The sequence below is a fragment of the Bradyrhizobium sp. LB11.1 genome (genome assembly GCF_040549385.1).
GTDB lineage: Bacteria > Pseudomonadota > Alphaproteobacteria > Rhizobiales > Xanthobacteraceae > Bradyrhizobium.
Map to the genome: position 1 here is coordinate 412,483 of NZ_JBEPTH010000006.1, position 16,919 is coordinate 429,401.

Below are 16,919 nucleotides of genomic sequence, written 5' to 3' on the forward strand. Positions count from 1 at the left end.
GGGAGCCATCAGGGCGATTTGGCGCGGCAGCCGTCGAGGAACAGCGCCGCGCAGGTCTGCACGCGACGTTCAATCTGCCTGTGTGACGGCAGCGGCATGCCGCCATAGATCGCGGCGCGCTGCGGGGCGGAAGCGACCATCCCGATCAGCATGCCGGCGACTTCCTCGACATCGCCGATGACGATGCGCTTGCGCTTGACCTGAAGGCGCAGCCAGCCGGCAAGTGCCTTGGCGGTGCGGGCAATACCGTTCGTGTAGAAATTTGCAGCGAGTTCGGGAAATGTGGCGGATTGCTGCAGCACCATGCGCTGCAACGCCACGACCTCCGGGTCGAGCGCGAGATCGGCGCAGGCCATCAGCGCGGCGCGCAGGCCGGTTTCGATATCGACGCCATCGCTGGCGTGGAGATCGACGGCGGAGAGCAGCCGCTCGAGCCTGTCCGCGCACATCGCTTCGAACAGCGCAGCTTTGCCCGGAAACAGACGATAGAGCGTCTTGGTCGAGATGCCGGAGCGACGCGCCAGCTCTTCGGTGCTGGTCGCGGCATAGCCTTCGACCGCGAACGTGTGCCGCGCCGCCTCGAGGACGATTCGCGTCGTCTCCTCATCGCTGCGCACCGGCGGCCTTCCGCGCGGACGGCATTCCTCCGAGGATTTTGCGCTTTCCGATTTTGTCTGAGCCATGTCTTTAAATGATGCCTGTCATTCCATTGACAATTCCGAAGCTAGTCTCATTTTGGAAATTATCAAGTTTCCTAATTCAGGGGAGCCGGCCATGACCGTCCACACCACCCCATCTGCTGTTGCCCAAACCGCCCTTCCGGCTTCCGCGCTGGAGGGCGTCCTTCCGGGCAAGCCGACCGACGCTGCCCGAAAAAAGCTGAACGTTCGTAAACTGTTGCTCATGGGGGCAGCGGTCCTCGCCCTCGCCGGCGCAAGCTGGTACGGCTACGATTACTGGACCGTCGGCCAATACCTGGTCTCCACCGATGACGCCTATGTGAAGGCGGACAACACCACCATCGCGCCCAAGGTCAGCGGCTATCTCAACGGGGTCCTGGTCGCCGATAACGAGCATGTGAAGACGGGGCAGGTGCTGGCACGGATCGACGATCGCGACTTCAAGGTCGCGCTCGATCAGGCCAAGGCCGATGTGTTGGCCGCGAACGCGACGGTGACGAGCAAGGAAGCGCAGCTCGACGTCCAGGATGCGGTGATCGCCGCAGCCAAGGCGACCATCGACGTCGACACTGCTGCAAAGACCTTCGCGCAGCAGGAGAACAAGCGTTACACGGATCTCGCCGCGACGGGCTATGGCAGCGTGCAGAACGCGCAGCAGGCGCAGTCGCGCAACGCCGGTGCCGACGCCGCGATCCAGCGCGACACCGCCAACCTCGCCTCAGCCCTCAAGCAGGTCGAGCTTCTGAAGGCGGAGATCCTGCAAGCCAAGGCCGCCGCCGCGCGCGCAGCCGCCCTGCAGCGCCAGGCCGAACTCAATCTCGGCTACACCACGATCGTCGCTCCGATCGACGGCGTCGTCGGCAATCGCTCCTTGCGCGTCGGTCAGTTCGTGCAGGCCGGCACGCAGTTGATGGCGATCGTACCGGCCGAGGGCGCCTATGTCGTCGCCAACTTCAAGGAGACCCAGCTCACCCACGTCCACGCCGGGCAGCAGGTCGAGATCGAGGTCGACACGTTCCCCGGTCAGGTCGTGCACGGTCACGTCGATTCCATCGCGCCGGCCAGCGGCCAGGAATTCGCGCTGCTGCCGCCCGACAACGCCACCGGCAATTTCACCAAAGTGGTGCAGCGCATCCCCGTCAAGATCGCGCTGGATGCCGAGGGAGTGCCTGCGATCACCCTGCGGCCCGGCATGTCCGTGATCCCGACGATCGCAACCCGTTCGACCGCGCCGACCGCGAATGCGGCCGACACGCCCAAGACCGCAGCAAAGGCCAAGCTCGTTTCCGGAGGGTCGTGCCATGTCAAACAGCCTCTCACTTTCGACATCAGCAACATCGGCCGCGACGTCTAACAACGTCGCCGTCGATCCGAACCGCGCGAGTGCCGCGGTCTGGATCGCCGTGCTCGCCGCCATGATCGGTTCGTTCATGGCGATCCTGAACATCCAGATCACCAATGCCTCGCTGGCCAATATCGAGGGCGGCATCGGCACCGGCGCCGACAACGGCTCCTGGATCTCGACGTCGTACCTGATCGGCGAGATCATCGTGATTCCGCTAACCGATTATTTGAGCCGCGTGTTCTCGTTCCGACGCTACATGATGGCAAGTGCGGCGCTGTTCGCGGCGTTCTCGGTCGCCTGTGCCTTCACCCACGATCTGCCGTCGATGATCGCGATGCGCGGCCTGCAGGGCTTTGCCGGTGGGGTGCTGATCCCGATGGCGTTCACGCTGGTGCTGACCAAGCTGCCGAAACCGCAACAGCCGGTCGGTCTCGCGATCTTCGCACTCTCCGTCACGTTTGCCCCGGCAATCGGTCCGACCATCGGCGGTTATCTCACCGAGAATTATGGCTGGCGCACCATCTTCTTCGTCAACGTGATCCCGACCGCCGTGATGGTGGCTGCGCTCTATCTCACGCTGGAGAAGCAGAAGATGCAGCTCGGCCTCCTGAAAGAGGGCGACTGGGCAGGCATCGTCACCATGGCGATCGGGCTGTCGGCGCTGCAGGCCGTGCTTGAGGAGGGCAACAAGGACGACTGGTTCTCCTCGCCCTTCATCGTCAAGCTCGCGATCATCGCGGCTGTCAGCCTCACACTGTTCGTCACGATCGAGCTCAACATCGAGAAGCCGCTGATCCGGCTGCGCCTGCTGATGCAGCGCAATTTCGGCTTCGGCACCGTCGCGATGACCATGGTCGGCTTCGCGCTGTTCGGCTCGGTCTACATCCTGCCCGCCTATCTCGGCCAGGCGCAGGGCTACAATGCCGAGCAGATCGGCAATGTGCTGGCCTGGACCGGGCTGCCGCAGCTCGTGCTGATCCCGCTGATCCCGAAGCTGATGCAGCGTTTCGACACGCGCTACATCGCGATCACCGGGCTTCTGATCTTTGCCTATAGCTGCTTCATGAACACGGGCATGTCACCGGATTACGCCGGCGACCAGTTCTGGATACCGAACATCGTGCGCGCGGTTGGACAGGCCATGGTGCTGACGCCGCTGACCTCGGTGCTGACGGGCGGCATCGCGCCGCAGGACGCGGCTGCGGCCTCCGGCATCAGCAACATGTTCCGCAACCTCGGCGGCGCGATCGGCACGGCGACGCTTGCCACCATCATCACCAAGCGCGAGCAGTTCCACTCCAACATCATCGGCCAGTCGGTCACGCTCGGCCGCGAGGAGGTCCGCAGCCGCATCGCGCAGATGACGGATTACTTCATGGCCCACGGCGTGCCCGACCTCAACGCCGCGCGGGAGCAGGCCATCATCGCGCTCGGCAAGACAGTGAAGCGCCAGGCTCTGGTGATGGGCTATTCAGACGCGTTTGCCGTGATCGGCGTGGTGCTGGTGGTCGCCGCAATCGCGGTGCTGCTGACGCGACGAGTGAAGGCGGCCGGCGGCAGCGGCGCGCATTAACAGCTTCGAAAACGAGGCTCGAAATTGCCCGCGGCCGTCACACTTGACGGCCGCCCTCTTTTGTGTTCCTTATTTGTTCCATTCTAGTTCTGGTTGTAGCGGAGTTCATTTCATGACGAATGACGCGCGCGGTGAGCGTGAGCCGGCTCAGCTCGTGATTTACAATGACGACGACACGCCCGACGAGTTCGTCATCGGAATGCTTCGCCAGGTCTTCGGCAAGACGGAGCGCGAAGCCGCCGCGCTGATGACGCAGATCGAGCGCGAGGACAAAGTCGCCTGCGGTCCCTACCCGCAGTCGGTTGCGGAGGCGCTGTTCAAGTCGGCCAAACAATATGTCTGGCTCGCCCAGCGTCCCCTGAAGATCACGATCGAAGAGATCAAGACGCCATGCGAGCTCTGCGGCAAGCCGAAAGGACAGACGGATGTTCGCATCGGCAGCCGTACCGTCTGGCTGTGCAGCGACTGCATTCGTGCGGCAGACACCATGAGCACGCCGAGAGAGCCGGACAAGGAGTTCGAGCACGCCTGCGACGTGCTGGACTGGCATTTTACCGGCGTCCCGCGCAGCAAGCTCGTGACCACGATCCGCCAGTTTCCCGGACATATGCGGGTCGATGTCCAGGCGGCGGTCGACCGGCTCTTTGGCAAGGCCATCCGGCTATTCGGGCTGAACGAGGAGCAGCGCTACGAGACGCTTTCGATTTCGCGGCTCCTCAAGAGCGGCCGCTATGCGGTCGCGATTGCTCCTCTGCAATACTCTGACGTCGACGTCGGCGAGAGGAGCCCGGCGAAGTGTCTGGATAACGGACTTTGGCTGTGTGAGCAGGATGGTCTCCACTATGCGGTTTTGCTCTCCGCCCACCGCGAATACAGTCGCGAGCCGGGAATTCGGATCGAGATCCTGGTGCCTGCGGGCACAGCTGGTGCAGCCCTGGTCCAGCAATGCTTCAGCGAGTTGGAAGAGGCCGTCCAGGCCGCACGGACCTATCGCAGCAAGATCCTGTCGCTCGATGCCGACTCCGATTATCGCGGGCGCTCGCGGGGCATCACCGTGCACCGATTGCCTCAGGTCGCACGCAACGAGGTGATCCTGCCTGAGCAGACCCTGCGGCTGCTCGATCGCAATGTGCTGACTTTCGTTGGCACCCGCGATCAATTGCGCCGGCTTGGGCAGTCAACCCGCAAGGGCATCCTCCTGTATGGCCCGCCAGGCACCGGCAAGACCCACACGATCCGCTATCTCGCGACGCATCTACCTGAACATACGACGCTGATTATCACGGCCGAGCAAATCGGCCTGCTCGGCGCCTATATGAGCCTGGCACGGCTGCTGCAGCCGTCGATGGTTGTGATCGAGGACGTCGACCTGATCGCCCGCGACCGCGATGACATGGGACCGTGCGAGGAATCCATGCTGAACAAGCTGCTCAACGAGATGGACGGGCTGAAGGAAGATGCCGACATCCTGTTTGTCCTGACCACCAACCGGCCGGAGGACCTCGAAGGCGCCCTTGCAGGTCGCCCGGGCCGCATCGATCAGGCGATCGAAGTGCCGCTCCCCGACGAAACCGGCCGCGGCAAGCTGGTCCGGCTCTACGGCAAGGGACTGCCGCTCGACGAGGCGGTCATTACCGAGGCCGCCCGACGCAGCGAGGGCACGAGTTGCGCCTTCATCAAGGAGTTGATGCGACGGCTGGCGCAGGCGAGCATCGCGCGCGATGGCGGCAACTCCGTCGTCTCAGCCGATATCGACGAGGCGCTCGACGACATGCTGTTCTCCGGCGGCCGGCTCAATGCGCAATTGCTTGGCGGCGCACAAGCGATGGCGGCGGGGTAAATCCACCGCCATAGCGCTCTGTTCGCACTGCCCCTACGGCGCGCAGCTGAAGCTCGCCGCGTCCGTCGCAGGGCCGGACTTGTAGTGCGGCCAGCCCGGCCAGCGGCACAGCGGCATCGCGCGGAGCGTCGCGAATGCAGGCGCCTCGACCTTCTGCTCGGTGACTTCGAGGTCACCGGGCGCCGTGCCTTTCTCGACCCAGTCGACCAGCGCGCTCAGCATGTCGACATTGGCGGGCGCGCCGGAGCCGACATGATCGACACCTGGCGCGGTGTAGAGCCGCGCGAACTCGGCGGTCTCGGTCTTGCCGAGCTTGCGCTCGACACTCTCGAAATAGCGGACGCCGGCATAGGGGCTCTGCGCATAGTCCGCCATGTGCTCCAGCATGATCAGCCGGCCGCCGCGGGCGCGGAAGCGGCTGAGGTCGGGATCGGTCGAATCCATCAGGCTCGAGACCTCGAGCAGCCGCGCCTTATGGTCCTCGACCTTGTAGGTGGTGACGTCGAGCTTGGGATCGCGCGCGAACACATATTGGATGCCGCCGGCGCCGTAGATCCAGGCAATGCCGTTGTTGGGCGCGGGCGGCTGCGCCGGCGGCGCGGTGCCGAGCCACCACGCCATCCAGCCGCCGGTCGGACCGATCGCCGGCGTGTCCTCACCCGACACGCCCCAGCCTGGATAGTCGTCGAGACCGTTGGCGAGCGTGAACGGGAATTTGTAGGTGGCATGCAGCGTATCGACGGCCTTGATCTGGGCGTCGGTGAGGCAATGATCGCCGCTCTTGCCGTCGGCGCAACGCAATGTCTCGACCTTGAACGCCGCCTTGCAAGCGACGGGGTCCTGGACCAGCGCGTCGTCGGATCCGTCCGCCTTGTCGCAGGCCGCTCGCACCGCATCGCCCACGAGCTTGACCTGCGCCGGATTGATCCAGCCCTCGCCCATGGTGACGAGACCGGAGCGGGTGCCCGCATGCTGCAAGCCGACCCAGTTGATGACGGGCACACGCGCAAAGATCCCGTCGAAATCGTCGGGATAGCGCTGCGCCATGGTCAGGGCTTCGCGGCCGCCTTCGGACGAACCCATGAAGTACATCTTGTCCGGCTTCTTGCCGTAGGCGCGCTGCATCAGCACGACCGCGGCGTCGCGCACCTTCTTGTAGGCGCGGTGGGCAAAATTCTCGAACGCTTCGTCGTTGAGCGCGAACAGCTGCGGCGGCTCGCCCGGCTTGGACTCATGACCGGAATCGGTGCCGTAGGTGACGAAGCCGCGCGCGAGCGGCGATGGCTTGTCGAAGGGATAGGCCGGCGGCAAACCGAGGCCGGTAATCAGCACGCCGTTGAAGCCACCGCCGCCATATTGCACCGAACGCCCGTTCCATTCGATGGGAAGATTGACCTGGAACTTGACCGGTGGCGCCTTGGGATCAACGGGCTCGATATGGCCGAGCACCTTGCAGAAGCCGGGATTGGCCGGCGTAATGCGCCCCGACGGCGTCGGCCCGCGCTCGGCGACGGCGAGCTGAGACCCTGTCTGCAACGTCGCGGCGTCGATCTTGACGGCATCGGGGTCGCCGACGAGCCCTTTGCAGACGGTATCCGCATCCTCGGCCAGCGTCGCGGCGGACGCGCCGGTCGCGCCCAGCGCAGCCGCCGTCCCCACCAGCCATGCGCACAGCTTTGCCCTCGTTCGCGTCATCGTTTCCACCCGGCGTTTTGCTCTGGTTCAATCCGACAGTCGGCTGCATTCAATGCAACCTTGGTCCTTGCGTCAATCGCTTCAGCTCAGAATGACCCAACCGCGCTGCCCAAGGCGATGACCGCCACCAGCGCCAGTAGCGACGTCACGATGCCAACCATCACGATGTCCAGATAGCTGTCGCGATGGCTCAGGCCGCAGATCGCGAGCAGGCTGACCACCGCACCGTTGTGCGGCAGAATGTCCAGCGTTCCCGAGCCAATCACCGCGACGCGATGCATCAACGCAAGATCGACGCCGGTGCGCGCGGCGAGCTCGACATAAGTTTGGCCGAGCGCATCGAGCGCGATCGTCAGGCCGCCCGATGCCGAGCCGGTCAGCGCCGCGAGGATGTTGGTCGCGACCGCGAGCGAGACCAGCGGGCCGCCTTCGATCGCGAGCACCCACTCACGCACCAACGCAAACGCCGGGAGCGCGGCGACGACCGCGCCAAATCCGACCAGGCTCGCGACACTGAATGCAGGCAGCACCGACGCATTGGCGCCGGCATCCATGGTTTGGCGCAACGCCGGCAGGCGCGACCAGTTCAGCACGATGGTCGTGACGATGGCAGCGGTCAGGGCGACCGCGACCGACCACACGCCCGCAACCGCGGCAAGCGACGTACCGCCAAAGCGCTGTTCAGCGAGATAGGAGACGTCGAGGCGCGGCAACACGACGAGCGACATCGCGAGATTGACGACGACAACGACGACCAGCGGCAAGATGGCGCTCACGACCGGCGAGGGCACGCTGCTGCGACGGCCGTGCTTCAACTCCGCCGGATCGAACTCGCGTGCCGTCGTCGCGCGTTCGCGCACGAGTTCGTCGGACGCAGCGCGCTCAGTTGCATCCTCGACGTCATCACCATAACCCTCGCCGGCGCGCCGGGCCTTGGCCTCGGCGCGATGCAGCCACCACAATCCCGTGCCGAGCATGATGAGGGAAGCAATGATGCCGAGGCCAGGTGCAGCAAACGGCGTCGTACCGAAGAACGGCATCGGGATCGCATTCTGGATCGAGGGCGTGCCCGGCAGGGCCGACATGGTGAAGGTCGACGTGCCCAGCACGATCGTTGCCGGAATCAACCGGCGCGGAATTGCGGCGGCACGAAACAGCGAGCGGGCCATCGGCACGATAACGAAGAACGCGACGAACAGGCTGACGCCGCCATAGGTAACCAGCGCCCCCGCCAGCACCACGGCCAGGATCACGCGCCGCTCGCCGAGACGTTTCGCCATGAAACCGGCAACCGACGTGACCGCGCCGCTATCGTCCATCAGTTTGCCGAAGACGGCGCCGAGCAGGAAGATCAGGAAGAACTGCGCCAGAAATCCCGCGGCATTCACCATGAAAACCTGAGTCAGATTCGCCAGCAGCGGCTCGCCGCCGAACAGCGCAGCAACGAGCGCGGCGAGCGGCGCAAGCAGCAGCACGCTCCAGCCGCGAAAGGCGAACAGGACGAGCAAGCCGAGCCCGACGAAGAGGCCGAGAAGCCCCATGCCTCAGCACTCCGCCAGGAGAACATCGAGATCGGCCGTCGATTGCCGGCCGATGTCCGCGCCGTGCTCGTCGAGGAACGTCGCAGCCGCCTGGCGTCCTTCAGCGCGCAGCATCGAGACGAACTCCCATTCGGCGTTGAGCTTGGATGAGGCGCCGAACTTCGCCAGCATGTCGCTCTTGACCCGGTGCGTCCGCATCTTCGCCCAGCGCGCACCCTCGCCGCTGCCGGGATCGGCGGCCTGACGCAGCAGCGCGATCATGCGCAACTCCTTCATCAGCGGCGAATTGAAGGAGATCTCGTTGAGCCGATTGAGGATCTCAGCGGCCGTTCGCGGTTGTTCGAGCGTTTCAGTCGGATTGATCTGCACCAGGATGGTGTCGTGCGCGTCGCTTTCGCGGATGAGCGGCGTGATCGTGGGATTACCCGCGAAGCCGCCGTCCCAATAGGCCTCGCCGTCGATCTCGACCGCACGGAACATCGTCGGCAGGCAGGCCGATGCCAGCAGCACGTCGGCCGTGATCTCCGCGTTGCGGAAGATGCGCCCCCGGCCGGTCCGCACCCGCGTCGCGGTGATGAACAGCTTGATCGGCGACCGCGCGAGCCGTTCGAAATCGATGCTCTCGGCCAGAACCTTGCTCAGCGGATTGTAGCCGGTCGGATTGAGATCGTAAGGCGAGAGCACGCGCGACATCAGATCTGTCAGGATGTAGGCGGGCGACGTGTCGAGGGTCCAGCGCCCCATCAGGCGATCAAGCGGCGAGCGCTGCAGCGGGCTAAAGGCCGCGGCCTTCGAAACGCGTCGCCAGTATTGTTCGAGCGCGCCTCGCGCACCTTCGGCGCCGCCGGCGGCCCATCCATCCGCCAGCACGGCCGCGTTCATCGCACCTGCGGACGTTCCTGAGATCGCGGCAATGGTCAGCCACTTCTCCTCGAGGAGGCGGTCAAGCACGCCCCACGTGAAGGCGCCGTGCGAACCGCCGCCTTGAAGCGCGAGGTCAATCAGTACGGCGTCCCGTTCCATGGCGGCCCTCACGCGACTGAAGCTCAAATTCGACGCAATTTGTCGCACGCCGAGATGACGACAGTTTAGAGAGTCTTGGCAGCAGTATGCAACCGTAACGTGACGGCGGCCTAGTGCTCGAACACCAGCCGCGCCCCGATCGTACCTTCGAGCGCGCGAATCTGCGCCAGCAGCGCGCCTGAATCATGGCCGCCGAGATCGGCATCGAGCACGACGTAACCGAGGTCGCCTGCCGTCTCCAGATATTGCGCGGCGATGTTGATGTCGCGCTGGAGGAAGACCTCGTTCAGCCGGCGCAGCATGCCCGGCACGTTGCGATGGACGTGGCTGAAGCGCACGCCGGAGGGACGCAAATGCAGCTGCACCTCCGGGAAATTCACCGCGCCCATGGTCGATCCCGTGATGAAATAGTCGACCAGCTTGCGCGCCACCTCGCCGCCGATCCGCTCCTGCGCCTCTTCGGTCGAGCCGCCGACATGCGGCGTGAGGATGACGTTGCCGAGGCCCTGCACGGGGCTTTTGAAGCGTTCCGAGTTCGAGGAGGGCTCGACCGGAAACACGTCGATCGCAGCACCAGCGATGTGACCGTCGCGCAGCGCGCCTGCGAGCGCGTCGAGATCGACCACCGTGCCGCGGCTGTTGTTGATCAGGAACGAGCCCGGCTTCATCGCCCGCAGCTCCCTCTCGCCGATCATGCCGGCGGTCTCCGGTGTCTCCGGCACGTGAAGGCTGACGATGTCGCTCTGCGCCAGCAACTCATCCAGCTTCTCGACCGGCTCGGTGTTACCATGGCGGAGCTTGTCGGTGCGGTCGTAATAGATCACCCGCATGCCCATGGCTTCGGCCAGCGTCGAGAGCTGCGAACCGATATTGCCGTAACCGATGATGCCGAGCGTACGGCCGCGCACCTCGCGGCTGCCGGTCGCCGACTTGTTCCACCCGCCGTCATGAGCCGAGACCGAGCGGGGGAAAATCTGCCGCAGCAGCATCACGATCTCGCCGATCACGAGTTCGGCAACGCTGCGGGTGTTGGAGAACGGCGCGTTGAACACGGGTATGCCGCGCTTGCGCGCTGCCAGCAGATCGACCTGGTTGGTGCCGACGCTGAAGCAGCCGACCGCGAGCAGCCCGTCGGCAGCTTCCAGCACCTCGTCGGTGATCTGGGTGCGCGAGCGGATGCCGAGCAGCGACACGCCCTTGAGCGCCTGGCGCAGCGCCTCGCCATCCAGTGCCTTGGTCAGGCGCTCGACATTGGTGAAGCCCGCGCTTTTGAAGATGTCGACAGCACTGTCGTTGACGCCTTCGAGCAGTAGCGCCTTCGCGCTCCGCTCAGGGCTTTGGCCTGGGGCTGGCATAGTGTCTCCATGAATGGCGGCTTTACCTGAGCACATAGACCGCGGACAACGCACAGCACAATAGGCTGAAACCCGGATTTCGCTTCACCCCATCCGGGCGGCACACTACAAGCATACCGAACCGACCGGAACATCCGCGCCATGCACCCAGCCATCTTCTTCGACTGTGACGGCGTGCTGAATGAGGAGCCCGGCGGCCATGGCGTGCTGGGGCCGGATGACATCCGGCTGATCCCGGGCGCCGGCGCGGCCGTGCGGGCGGCGCGGCAGGCTGGTTACCTCGCAATCATAGTCACCAATCGCGCCCAGGTGGCAAAGGGCTTTGTCACCCTCGCCGGCCTGGAGACGATTTTCGCCCGGCTTCGCGCGATGCTGGCCGAGGATGGCGGCATCGTCGATGCCATCTATTTCTGCCCGCATCATCCGGAGCGGGGAACACCGGGCGGCACGCCGGACTTCCAAATCGCCTGCGAATGCCGCAAGCCTGGAACATTGCTGTTTCGCCGGGCGATTGCTGATTTCGGTATCGATGTCGGCCGCTCCGCGCTGATCGGCGACAGCCTGCGCGATATCGGCGCCGGGCGCGCGATGGGACTGACGAGCTATGGCGTGCGGACCGGCTTCGCCTGCCGCGATGTCGAGCGTTATCCGGATCGCGCGCCGCCTGCGCCCGACCGGCTGTTTGCCGACGTTGGCGAGGCGGTCTTGTTCTGTTTGGCCCATCCGGCGAAACGCGGACGAGCCGCCCAGCCCGATTGACGCGGTCCGGCCGTTCGCCGATACCGGCATGATCTCGATTCGCGTGGGAACTGGACCGGACGGATGAAGACAGCTCTGGTGATCGGCGGCGGCATCGCCGGCTGCGCGGCGACGCATCAGCTCATGAAGCTGGGCGGATGGGACGTCACGATCGTGGAGGCCGCACCGTTCCTCGGCGCCGGGGTGCGCACCTTCTGGTATGGCGGCCATCCCTACACTTTCGGCCCGCGCCACTTCCTGACCCAGAACCGCGCCGTATACGATTACATGGACGCGATCGTTCCGTTGCGCTCCTGTGCCGACCACCAGTTCATTACCTATGTCGAGCCCGACAACGCCTTTTACAATTATCCGATCCACGAGGACGACATCGCGCAGATGCCCGACCGCGACAAGATCGCGGCTGAACGTCAGTCGTCACGCGGCGTCGCAGAGGCGAAAAACCTCGAGGAATACTGGGTCGGCTCGGTCGGCCAGACGCTCTATGACAAGCTGATCGACAAGTACAACAAGAAGATGTGGCTGGTCGAAGACAACAAGCGCATCGACACCTTCAACTGGTCGCCGAAGGGCGTCACCATCAAGAGCGGCTCGCGCGCCGCGTGGGACACGGCATGGTCGGCCTATCCGCACGCGGAGGACGGCTACAACCGCTATTTCGATGTGGCCACCGAGGGCGCGCGCGTGCTGCTGTCGACCCGCATCGAGCGTTACGATTTGCCGGCGCGTGCGGTCTGGTTCGGCGGCGAGAAGCACACATACGACGTCATCATCTCGACCATCTCGCCGGACGAGCCGTTCGGTCGCTGCCATGGCGAGCTCGCCTTCATCGGCCGCGACTTCCACAAGATCGTGCTGCCGACCGAACACGCCTTTCCGGAGCACGTCTACTTCCTTTATTACGCCAATGACGAGGCGTTCACGCGGCTGGTCGAGTACAAGAAGTTCACCCACCACAAATCGCCGACGAGCCTCGTTGGCATGGAAATCCCCTCGCACAACGGCAAGCACTATCCGCTGCCGTTCAAGTCCGAGCAGGAGCTCGCGCGCAAATATTACGCGCTGATGCCCGACCACGTCTATTCGATCGGCCGCGCCGGCAGCTATCGCTACGGCCTCGACATCGACGACTGCCTCGAGCAGGCGATGGTGATGGCGCGTCAGATCGCCGAAGGCGGCCGCGATCATCCGGTGCCGATCGAGGCATGGCGCTAGATGACCGAGCCCGCCACGCCGCATTGCTGCGTCGTCTGCGGATCGGGCGATGCGGAGACGATATGGTCGGTGGCGCGCACGCCGATGCACGCCGTGCGTCCGACCGGCATGGCGGATATCGCGAGCGGCTTCGGTCAACTCGACATCGCCGCCTGCCGCAATTGCGGACATCTCTCCAACCGTGCCTTCGACACTGACGCGGCCGATGAGCTCTATGGCGCGCTGGTCCTGACTAACGAGCCCGTGAGCCCGGGCATGATTGCAGCCGTGGACGAGACCGCGGCGCTCATCATGCGGCAGTTGAAGCAAGAGCCCGCCGTGCTCGAAGTCGGCGGGGGTGGCGGGGCGCTGTCGCTGGCGCTGGCCAGCCGGTCGGCGCGCGTCGATCTCGTCGAACCCAGCCGCGCGCTTCAGCCCGAGCGCTTCGCCGGCACCGGCGTAACGCTGCACCGCGCGATGTTCCCGGTCCCGGCGCTGGCTGGTCGCCGCTTCGACGCGGTGGTGTGCCGCCAGGTCATCGAGCATGTGCCCGAACCCGCGCCGTTCCTGGCTGCGCTTCGCGCGAGCCTTGCCGACGACGGCATCGCCTATCTCGAGCTGCCGAGCGCCGACGACATCCTGCGTCGCCATTCGATCGTCGATTTCCACTATCCGCACGTGCACTACTATCGCCGCGCCGAGATGGAGATACTGCTCGCCCGCGCCGGCTTTGCGGTCGCGGAGGTCTTCGACATGAAGCAGGGGCACGACATGGGCTTCCTGTTGCGCGCCGCCGAGCCACAGGCGCGCGAAGCCCGCGCGTCGTCCGATATCTCACCCCCGGAATTTGCCGCGGCGTTGGCCGAACGGCGATCGCGGGCGGCGCAACGCCTCGCCGCAATCGACGGTCCGATCGCACTTTACGGCGCCAACGCCTATGCGCAGGCACTGCTCGGCCTCACCCCGGAGAGCACGCCTTTCGCCGCAATGTTCGACGACACCGCCTCCTATGCGGGACGCTGTGTCTACGGCCCCGCGGGCGAGATCGCGATCGAGCCGCCGCGCGGCGAACGCCTCGCCGGCTCGGCGGCGATCGTCATCGCGGCCTATCTGCACGATGCCGAGATCGCGCGCAAAATCACAGCGACGGGATTCCGCGGGCGCGTCTATACGCTGCGCGCACCAGGCCCGGACGCACCTTGCCTCATCGCAAGCCTGTTCGATCCGTAGAGCGCCTCAGATCAGATCCGTCTCGGTCTCAGAGACGATGTAGGACCGCCCCCACCAGCCGATGTCGAGATGGCGTACGAAGCGCCAGCGTGAGCGCTGACGGTATTCGACAAAGGCCCGCGCCAGACCGCGGCCGGGATTGCCGCGGTTGCCGACGAAGAGATCGTCGATATAGAGCACCGACCCGGCCTGAAGCAGCGGCTCGATGAAATCGAACACAGGAATGGCGGACTCATAGAGATCGCAGTCGATGTTCGCGAGCGCGATTCTGCGGCCGCTCTCTGTGAATTGCTGCTTCAGCGCGGGCGTGAGCGAATCCCCATAGAGGCCCTTCACCGTACGCACCTGCGAGGTGTAGATGCCGTGCTCGCCGATCAGCCGCAAAAACTCCTGCTCCGAGGTCGCGAGCGCGCCTTGCGTCCATTTGCCGACGCTGGTCTCGGTTTCGGGCGCTGGCAGGCCGGCAAAGCTGTCGAACGCCCAGAATGCCATGTCGCCGAGGTTCTTGCGCCGCGCCTCCGTCAGCGCCATGCGGAAGGTGCGCGCGCGGTGACAGCCAAATTCGTGATAGTCGCCGGCGATCTCGTTCTCCTTCAGGAAATCGAAGACATGGCGGAAGAACTTCAGCTTCTCGCTCTGCCGGTTCTGCTGATTATAGCGGATCTCGTCTTCCGCCGACCAGTTCGCAAGCGCGGCACCATCGGCGATCTCGACCCAGGGCTCGCGGGCGATCGGCCTTATCCCGGTCGCGGGATCTGCGGGAACGTCGTCGGCACGATCGCTGCTCATGGCGCCTCACCGGCTGGAGGTATTTCGTGGCCCACCCCGCGCAAGGCATCCGGCGCGCGGAGATGGAATCAGCGCGTGATAGCTTAAGCGAGCCGCCGATCAAGGCCAGCTGCCGTTCGCGGCAGCCGATTAGCGCCGGGCGGGAGGCGTTTCGGCGCAGGACCTGTTGATAACTGGCCCCGGCCTATCGTCGGCGACCCCGAATCGACTCAGAACACGAACATGGGTCAGCAATGCGCGGACACACGTAAGACTACGGTGGCGCAGGTTGCGGCTGTGCCTCGGGATTCGCGGCGGGATAATCAGGTCAGCGATGATTCGCCGGCTGGCCCGAACACCGGGCTCGACGAGACACAAACGAGGCCGGTTGCGAAGGTGGAACACGCCGCCCAATATTTGCGGGAGGTCTGCGAGATCGCACAGGCCTTGCCGGCGGGCGAGATCGAAGCGCTCTGCGACGAGCTCGTGGCCTTGCGCGAGCGCGGCGGCCGGCTCTTCATCCTCGGTGTCGGCGGCAGTGCGGCAAACGCGAGCCACGCCGTCAACGACTTCCGCAAGCTCTGCGGCATCGAGGCCTACGCGCCGACCGACAACGTCTCGGAGCTCTCCGCCCGCACCAATGACGAGGGCTGGCCGAGCGTATTCGTGGAATGGCTGAGGGTCAGCCGCATCGGACCGCGCGATGCCATTCTCGTTCTCTCGGTCGGTGGCGGCAATCTCGAACGCAATGTCAGCCCCAATATCGTCGCGGCGGTGCAGGAAGCGAAAGCGAAAGACGCGCGCGTGCTCGGTATCGTCGGACGCGATGGCGGCTATGCGAAACAGGCCGGCGACGTCGTCGTCGTCATTCCCACTGCAGCAGCGCTGCGTGTCACGCCGCATGCCGAAGCGTTCCAGGCCGTGGTCTGGCATTGCCTGGTCTCGCATCCGAAGTTGCAGCGCAGCGCCACCAAATGGTGAAGCGCTGGCTTGCGGACTCCGGGAAGAGTATTTTTGCGTCGTGCGTGAGTCGTCTTGTTTGCGCTGGGCGGAACCCGTCCAGCACAAGAGTAGATGAGTTTGACCTGGCAGGCCGGATGCTTGGGGCGATCCGGCGGGCAACGAGCTGAAGGGGCTTACGCAACATGAACGCACCGAGCATCGACGCGCTCAGTATCAAGATTTTCGGTGACGGCGCGGATCTCGCAACGATCCAGCGCACGTCGCTCGATCCGCGGATCAAGGGCTTCACCACCAACCCGTCGCTGATGCGCGCGGCAGGTGTCGGCGACTACCGCGAGTTCGGCTGCGCGGCGCTGAGCATGGTGCGCGACCGGCCGATCTGCTTCGAGGTGCTGGGCGACGACCTCGCCACGATCATCCATGAAGCCCGCGAGATCGCCTCGTGGGGGCAGAATGTTTATGTAAAGCTCCCGGTGACGACCACCCGTGGTGAGTTCTGCGGCCCCGCCATCGCGGAGCTGGCGCGCGAGGGCGTAAAGGTCAACGTCACTGCCATTCTTACGCTGAGCCAGGTGGAACGCGTCCGTGACGTGCTCGACGCCGATACGCCGGCCATCGTCTCGGTGTTCGCCGGGCGCATCGCCGACACCGGGCGCGATCCCGTCGCGATGATGTCAGAGGCCCTCGATATCCTGTCGGATCGCCCGGCCGCGCAACTGCTCTGGGCCAGCCCGCGCGAGCTGCTCAATCTGTTCCAGGCCGACGCCATCGGCTGCCACATCATCACGCTCTCCGCCGACCTGCTGAAGAAATTCGACCTGGTCGGCAAGGACCTCGACGTCTACTCGCGCGAGACGGTCGCCATGTTCCGCAATGACGCACTTGCGGCTGGCTACGAGCTGTCACCGCGCAAGCCGGCCCGGAAACTCGTGGTCGGCCGTATCGATCGTTAA

General features: G+C 64.9%; 14 protein-coding genes. 8 read left to right on the top strand and 6 right to left on the bottom strand.

The window, feature by feature from the left end; translation table 11 throughout:
• Nucleotides 1–8: 8 nt before the first annotated feature.
• The gene (locus tag ABIA96_RS19055) at nucleotides 9–617 is read right to left on the bottom strand and encodes a TetR/AcrR family transcriptional regulator (protein WP_354138569.1); all 609 of its coding nucleotides are present in this window, start codon (nucleotides 615–617) and stop codon (nucleotides 9–11) included.
• A gap of 157 nt (nucleotides 618–774) precedes the next feature.
• Here ABIA96_RS19055 and ABIA96_RS19060 point away from each other — a divergent pair, with 157 nt between their 5' ends.
• The 3 genes from ABIA96_RS19060 (at nucleotide 775) to ABIA96_RS19070 (ending at nucleotide 5,438) form a co-directional block, all read left to right on the top strand.
• Entirely contained in the window at nucleotides 775–2,034 is a 1,260-nt protein-coding gene (locus ABIA96_RS19060) for an HlyD family secretion protein (RefSeq protein WP_354138570.1), read from the top strand.
• On the top strand, nucleotides 1,982–3,598 hold the full coding sequence (locus ABIA96_RS19065; protein ID WP_354138571.1) for a DHA2 family efflux MFS transporter permease subunit: 1,617 nt from the start codon (nucleotides 1,982–1,984) through the stop codon (nucleotides 3,596–3,598). Before ABIA96_RS19060 ends, ABIA96_RS19065 begins: the two co-directional genes overlap by 53 nt.
• A gap of 112 nt (nucleotides 3,599–3,710) precedes the next feature.
• Nucleotides 3,711–5,438 (top strand): ATP-dependent Clp protease adaptor ClpS, encoded by a 1,728-nt coding sequence (locus ABIA96_RS19070; RefSeq protein ID WP_354138572.1) that lies wholly within the window; start codon nucleotides 3,711–3,713, stop codon nucleotides 5,436–5,438.
• A gap of 33 nt (nucleotides 5,439–5,471) precedes the next feature.
• On the opposite strand, the gene ABIA96_RS19075 is transcribed toward ABIA96_RS19070, so the two are convergent.
• The 4 genes from ABIA96_RS19075 to serA form a co-directional block, all read right to left on the bottom strand.
• Entirely contained in the window at nucleotides 5,472–7,133 is a 1,662-nt protein-coding gene (locus ABIA96_RS19075; RefSeq protein WP_354138573.1) for a tannase/feruloyl esterase family alpha/beta hydrolase, read from the bottom strand.
• An 86-nt stretch (nucleotides 7,134–7,219) separates the two neighbouring features.
• Nucleotides 7,220–8,674: a GntP family permease gene (locus tag ABIA96_RS19080; RefSeq protein WP_354138574.1), complete on the bottom strand. Its 1,455-nt coding sequence runs from the start codon at nucleotides 8,672–8,674 to the stop codon at nucleotides 7,220–7,222.
• 3 nt (nucleotides 8,675–8,677) lie between these two features.
• Nucleotides 8,678–9,697: a patatin-like phospholipase family protein gene (locus ABIA96_RS19085; protein ID WP_354138575.1), complete on the bottom strand. Its 1,020-nt coding sequence runs from the start codon at nucleotides 9,695–9,697 to the stop codon at nucleotides 8,678–8,680.
• Nucleotides 9,698–9,807: 110 nt separating this feature from the next.
• Entirely contained in the window at nucleotides 9,808–11,052 is a 1,245-nt protein-coding gene (gene serA / locus ABIA96_RS19090) for a phosphoglycerate dehydrogenase (RefSeq protein ID WP_354138576.1), read from the bottom strand.
• Nucleotides 11,053–11,193: 141 nt separating this feature from the next.
• Here serA and ABIA96_RS19095 point away from each other — a divergent pair, with 141 nt between their 5' ends.
• From ABIA96_RS19095 to ABIA96_RS19105, 3 genes are all read left to right on the top strand, one after another.
• Nucleotides 11,194–11,811 (top strand): D-glycero-alpha-D-manno-heptose-1,7-bisphosphate 7-phosphatase, encoded by a 618-nt coding sequence (locus ABIA96_RS19095; RefSeq protein WP_354138577.1) that lies wholly within the window; start codon nucleotides 11,194–11,196, stop codon nucleotides 11,809–11,811.
• Between the two features lie 63 nt (nucleotides 11,812–11,874).
• Nucleotides 11,875–13,026 carry an FAD-dependent oxidoreductase gene (locus ABIA96_RS19100; protein WP_354138578.1) on the top strand — a complete coding sequence of 384 codons (1,152 nt, stop codon included), beginning with the start codon at nucleotides 11,875–11,877 and terminating at the stop codon, nucleotides 13,024–13,026.
• Complete coding sequence (locus ABIA96_RS19105) at nucleotides 13,027–14,235, top strand: class I SAM-dependent methyltransferase (RefSeq protein ID WP_354138579.1); 1,209 nt, start codon at nucleotides 13,027–13,029, stop codon at nucleotides 14,233–14,235.
• A gap of 6 nt (nucleotides 14,236–14,241) precedes the next feature.
• Here the strand turns inward: ABIA96_RS19105 and ABIA96_RS19110 are convergent, their stop codons facing one another.
• Entirely contained in the window at nucleotides 14,242–15,024 is a 783-nt protein-coding gene (locus tag ABIA96_RS19110; RefSeq protein ID WP_354138580.1) for a TylF/MycF/NovP-related O-methyltransferase, read from the bottom strand.
• A 375-nt stretch (nucleotides 15,025–15,399) separates the two neighbouring features.
• On the opposite strand from ABIA96_RS19110, the gene ABIA96_RS19115 reads away from it, so the two are divergent.
• Nucleotides 15,400–15,984 (top strand): SIS domain-containing protein, encoded by a 585-nt coding sequence (locus tag ABIA96_RS19115; RefSeq protein WP_354138581.1) that lies wholly within the window; start codon nucleotides 15,400–15,402, stop codon nucleotides 15,982–15,984.
• A gap of 164 nt (nucleotides 15,985–16,148) precedes the next feature.
• On the top strand, nucleotides 16,149–16,919 hold the full coding sequence (locus tag ABIA96_RS19120; protein WP_354138582.1) for a transaldolase: 771 nt from the start codon (nucleotides 16,149–16,151) through the stop codon (nucleotides 16,917–16,919).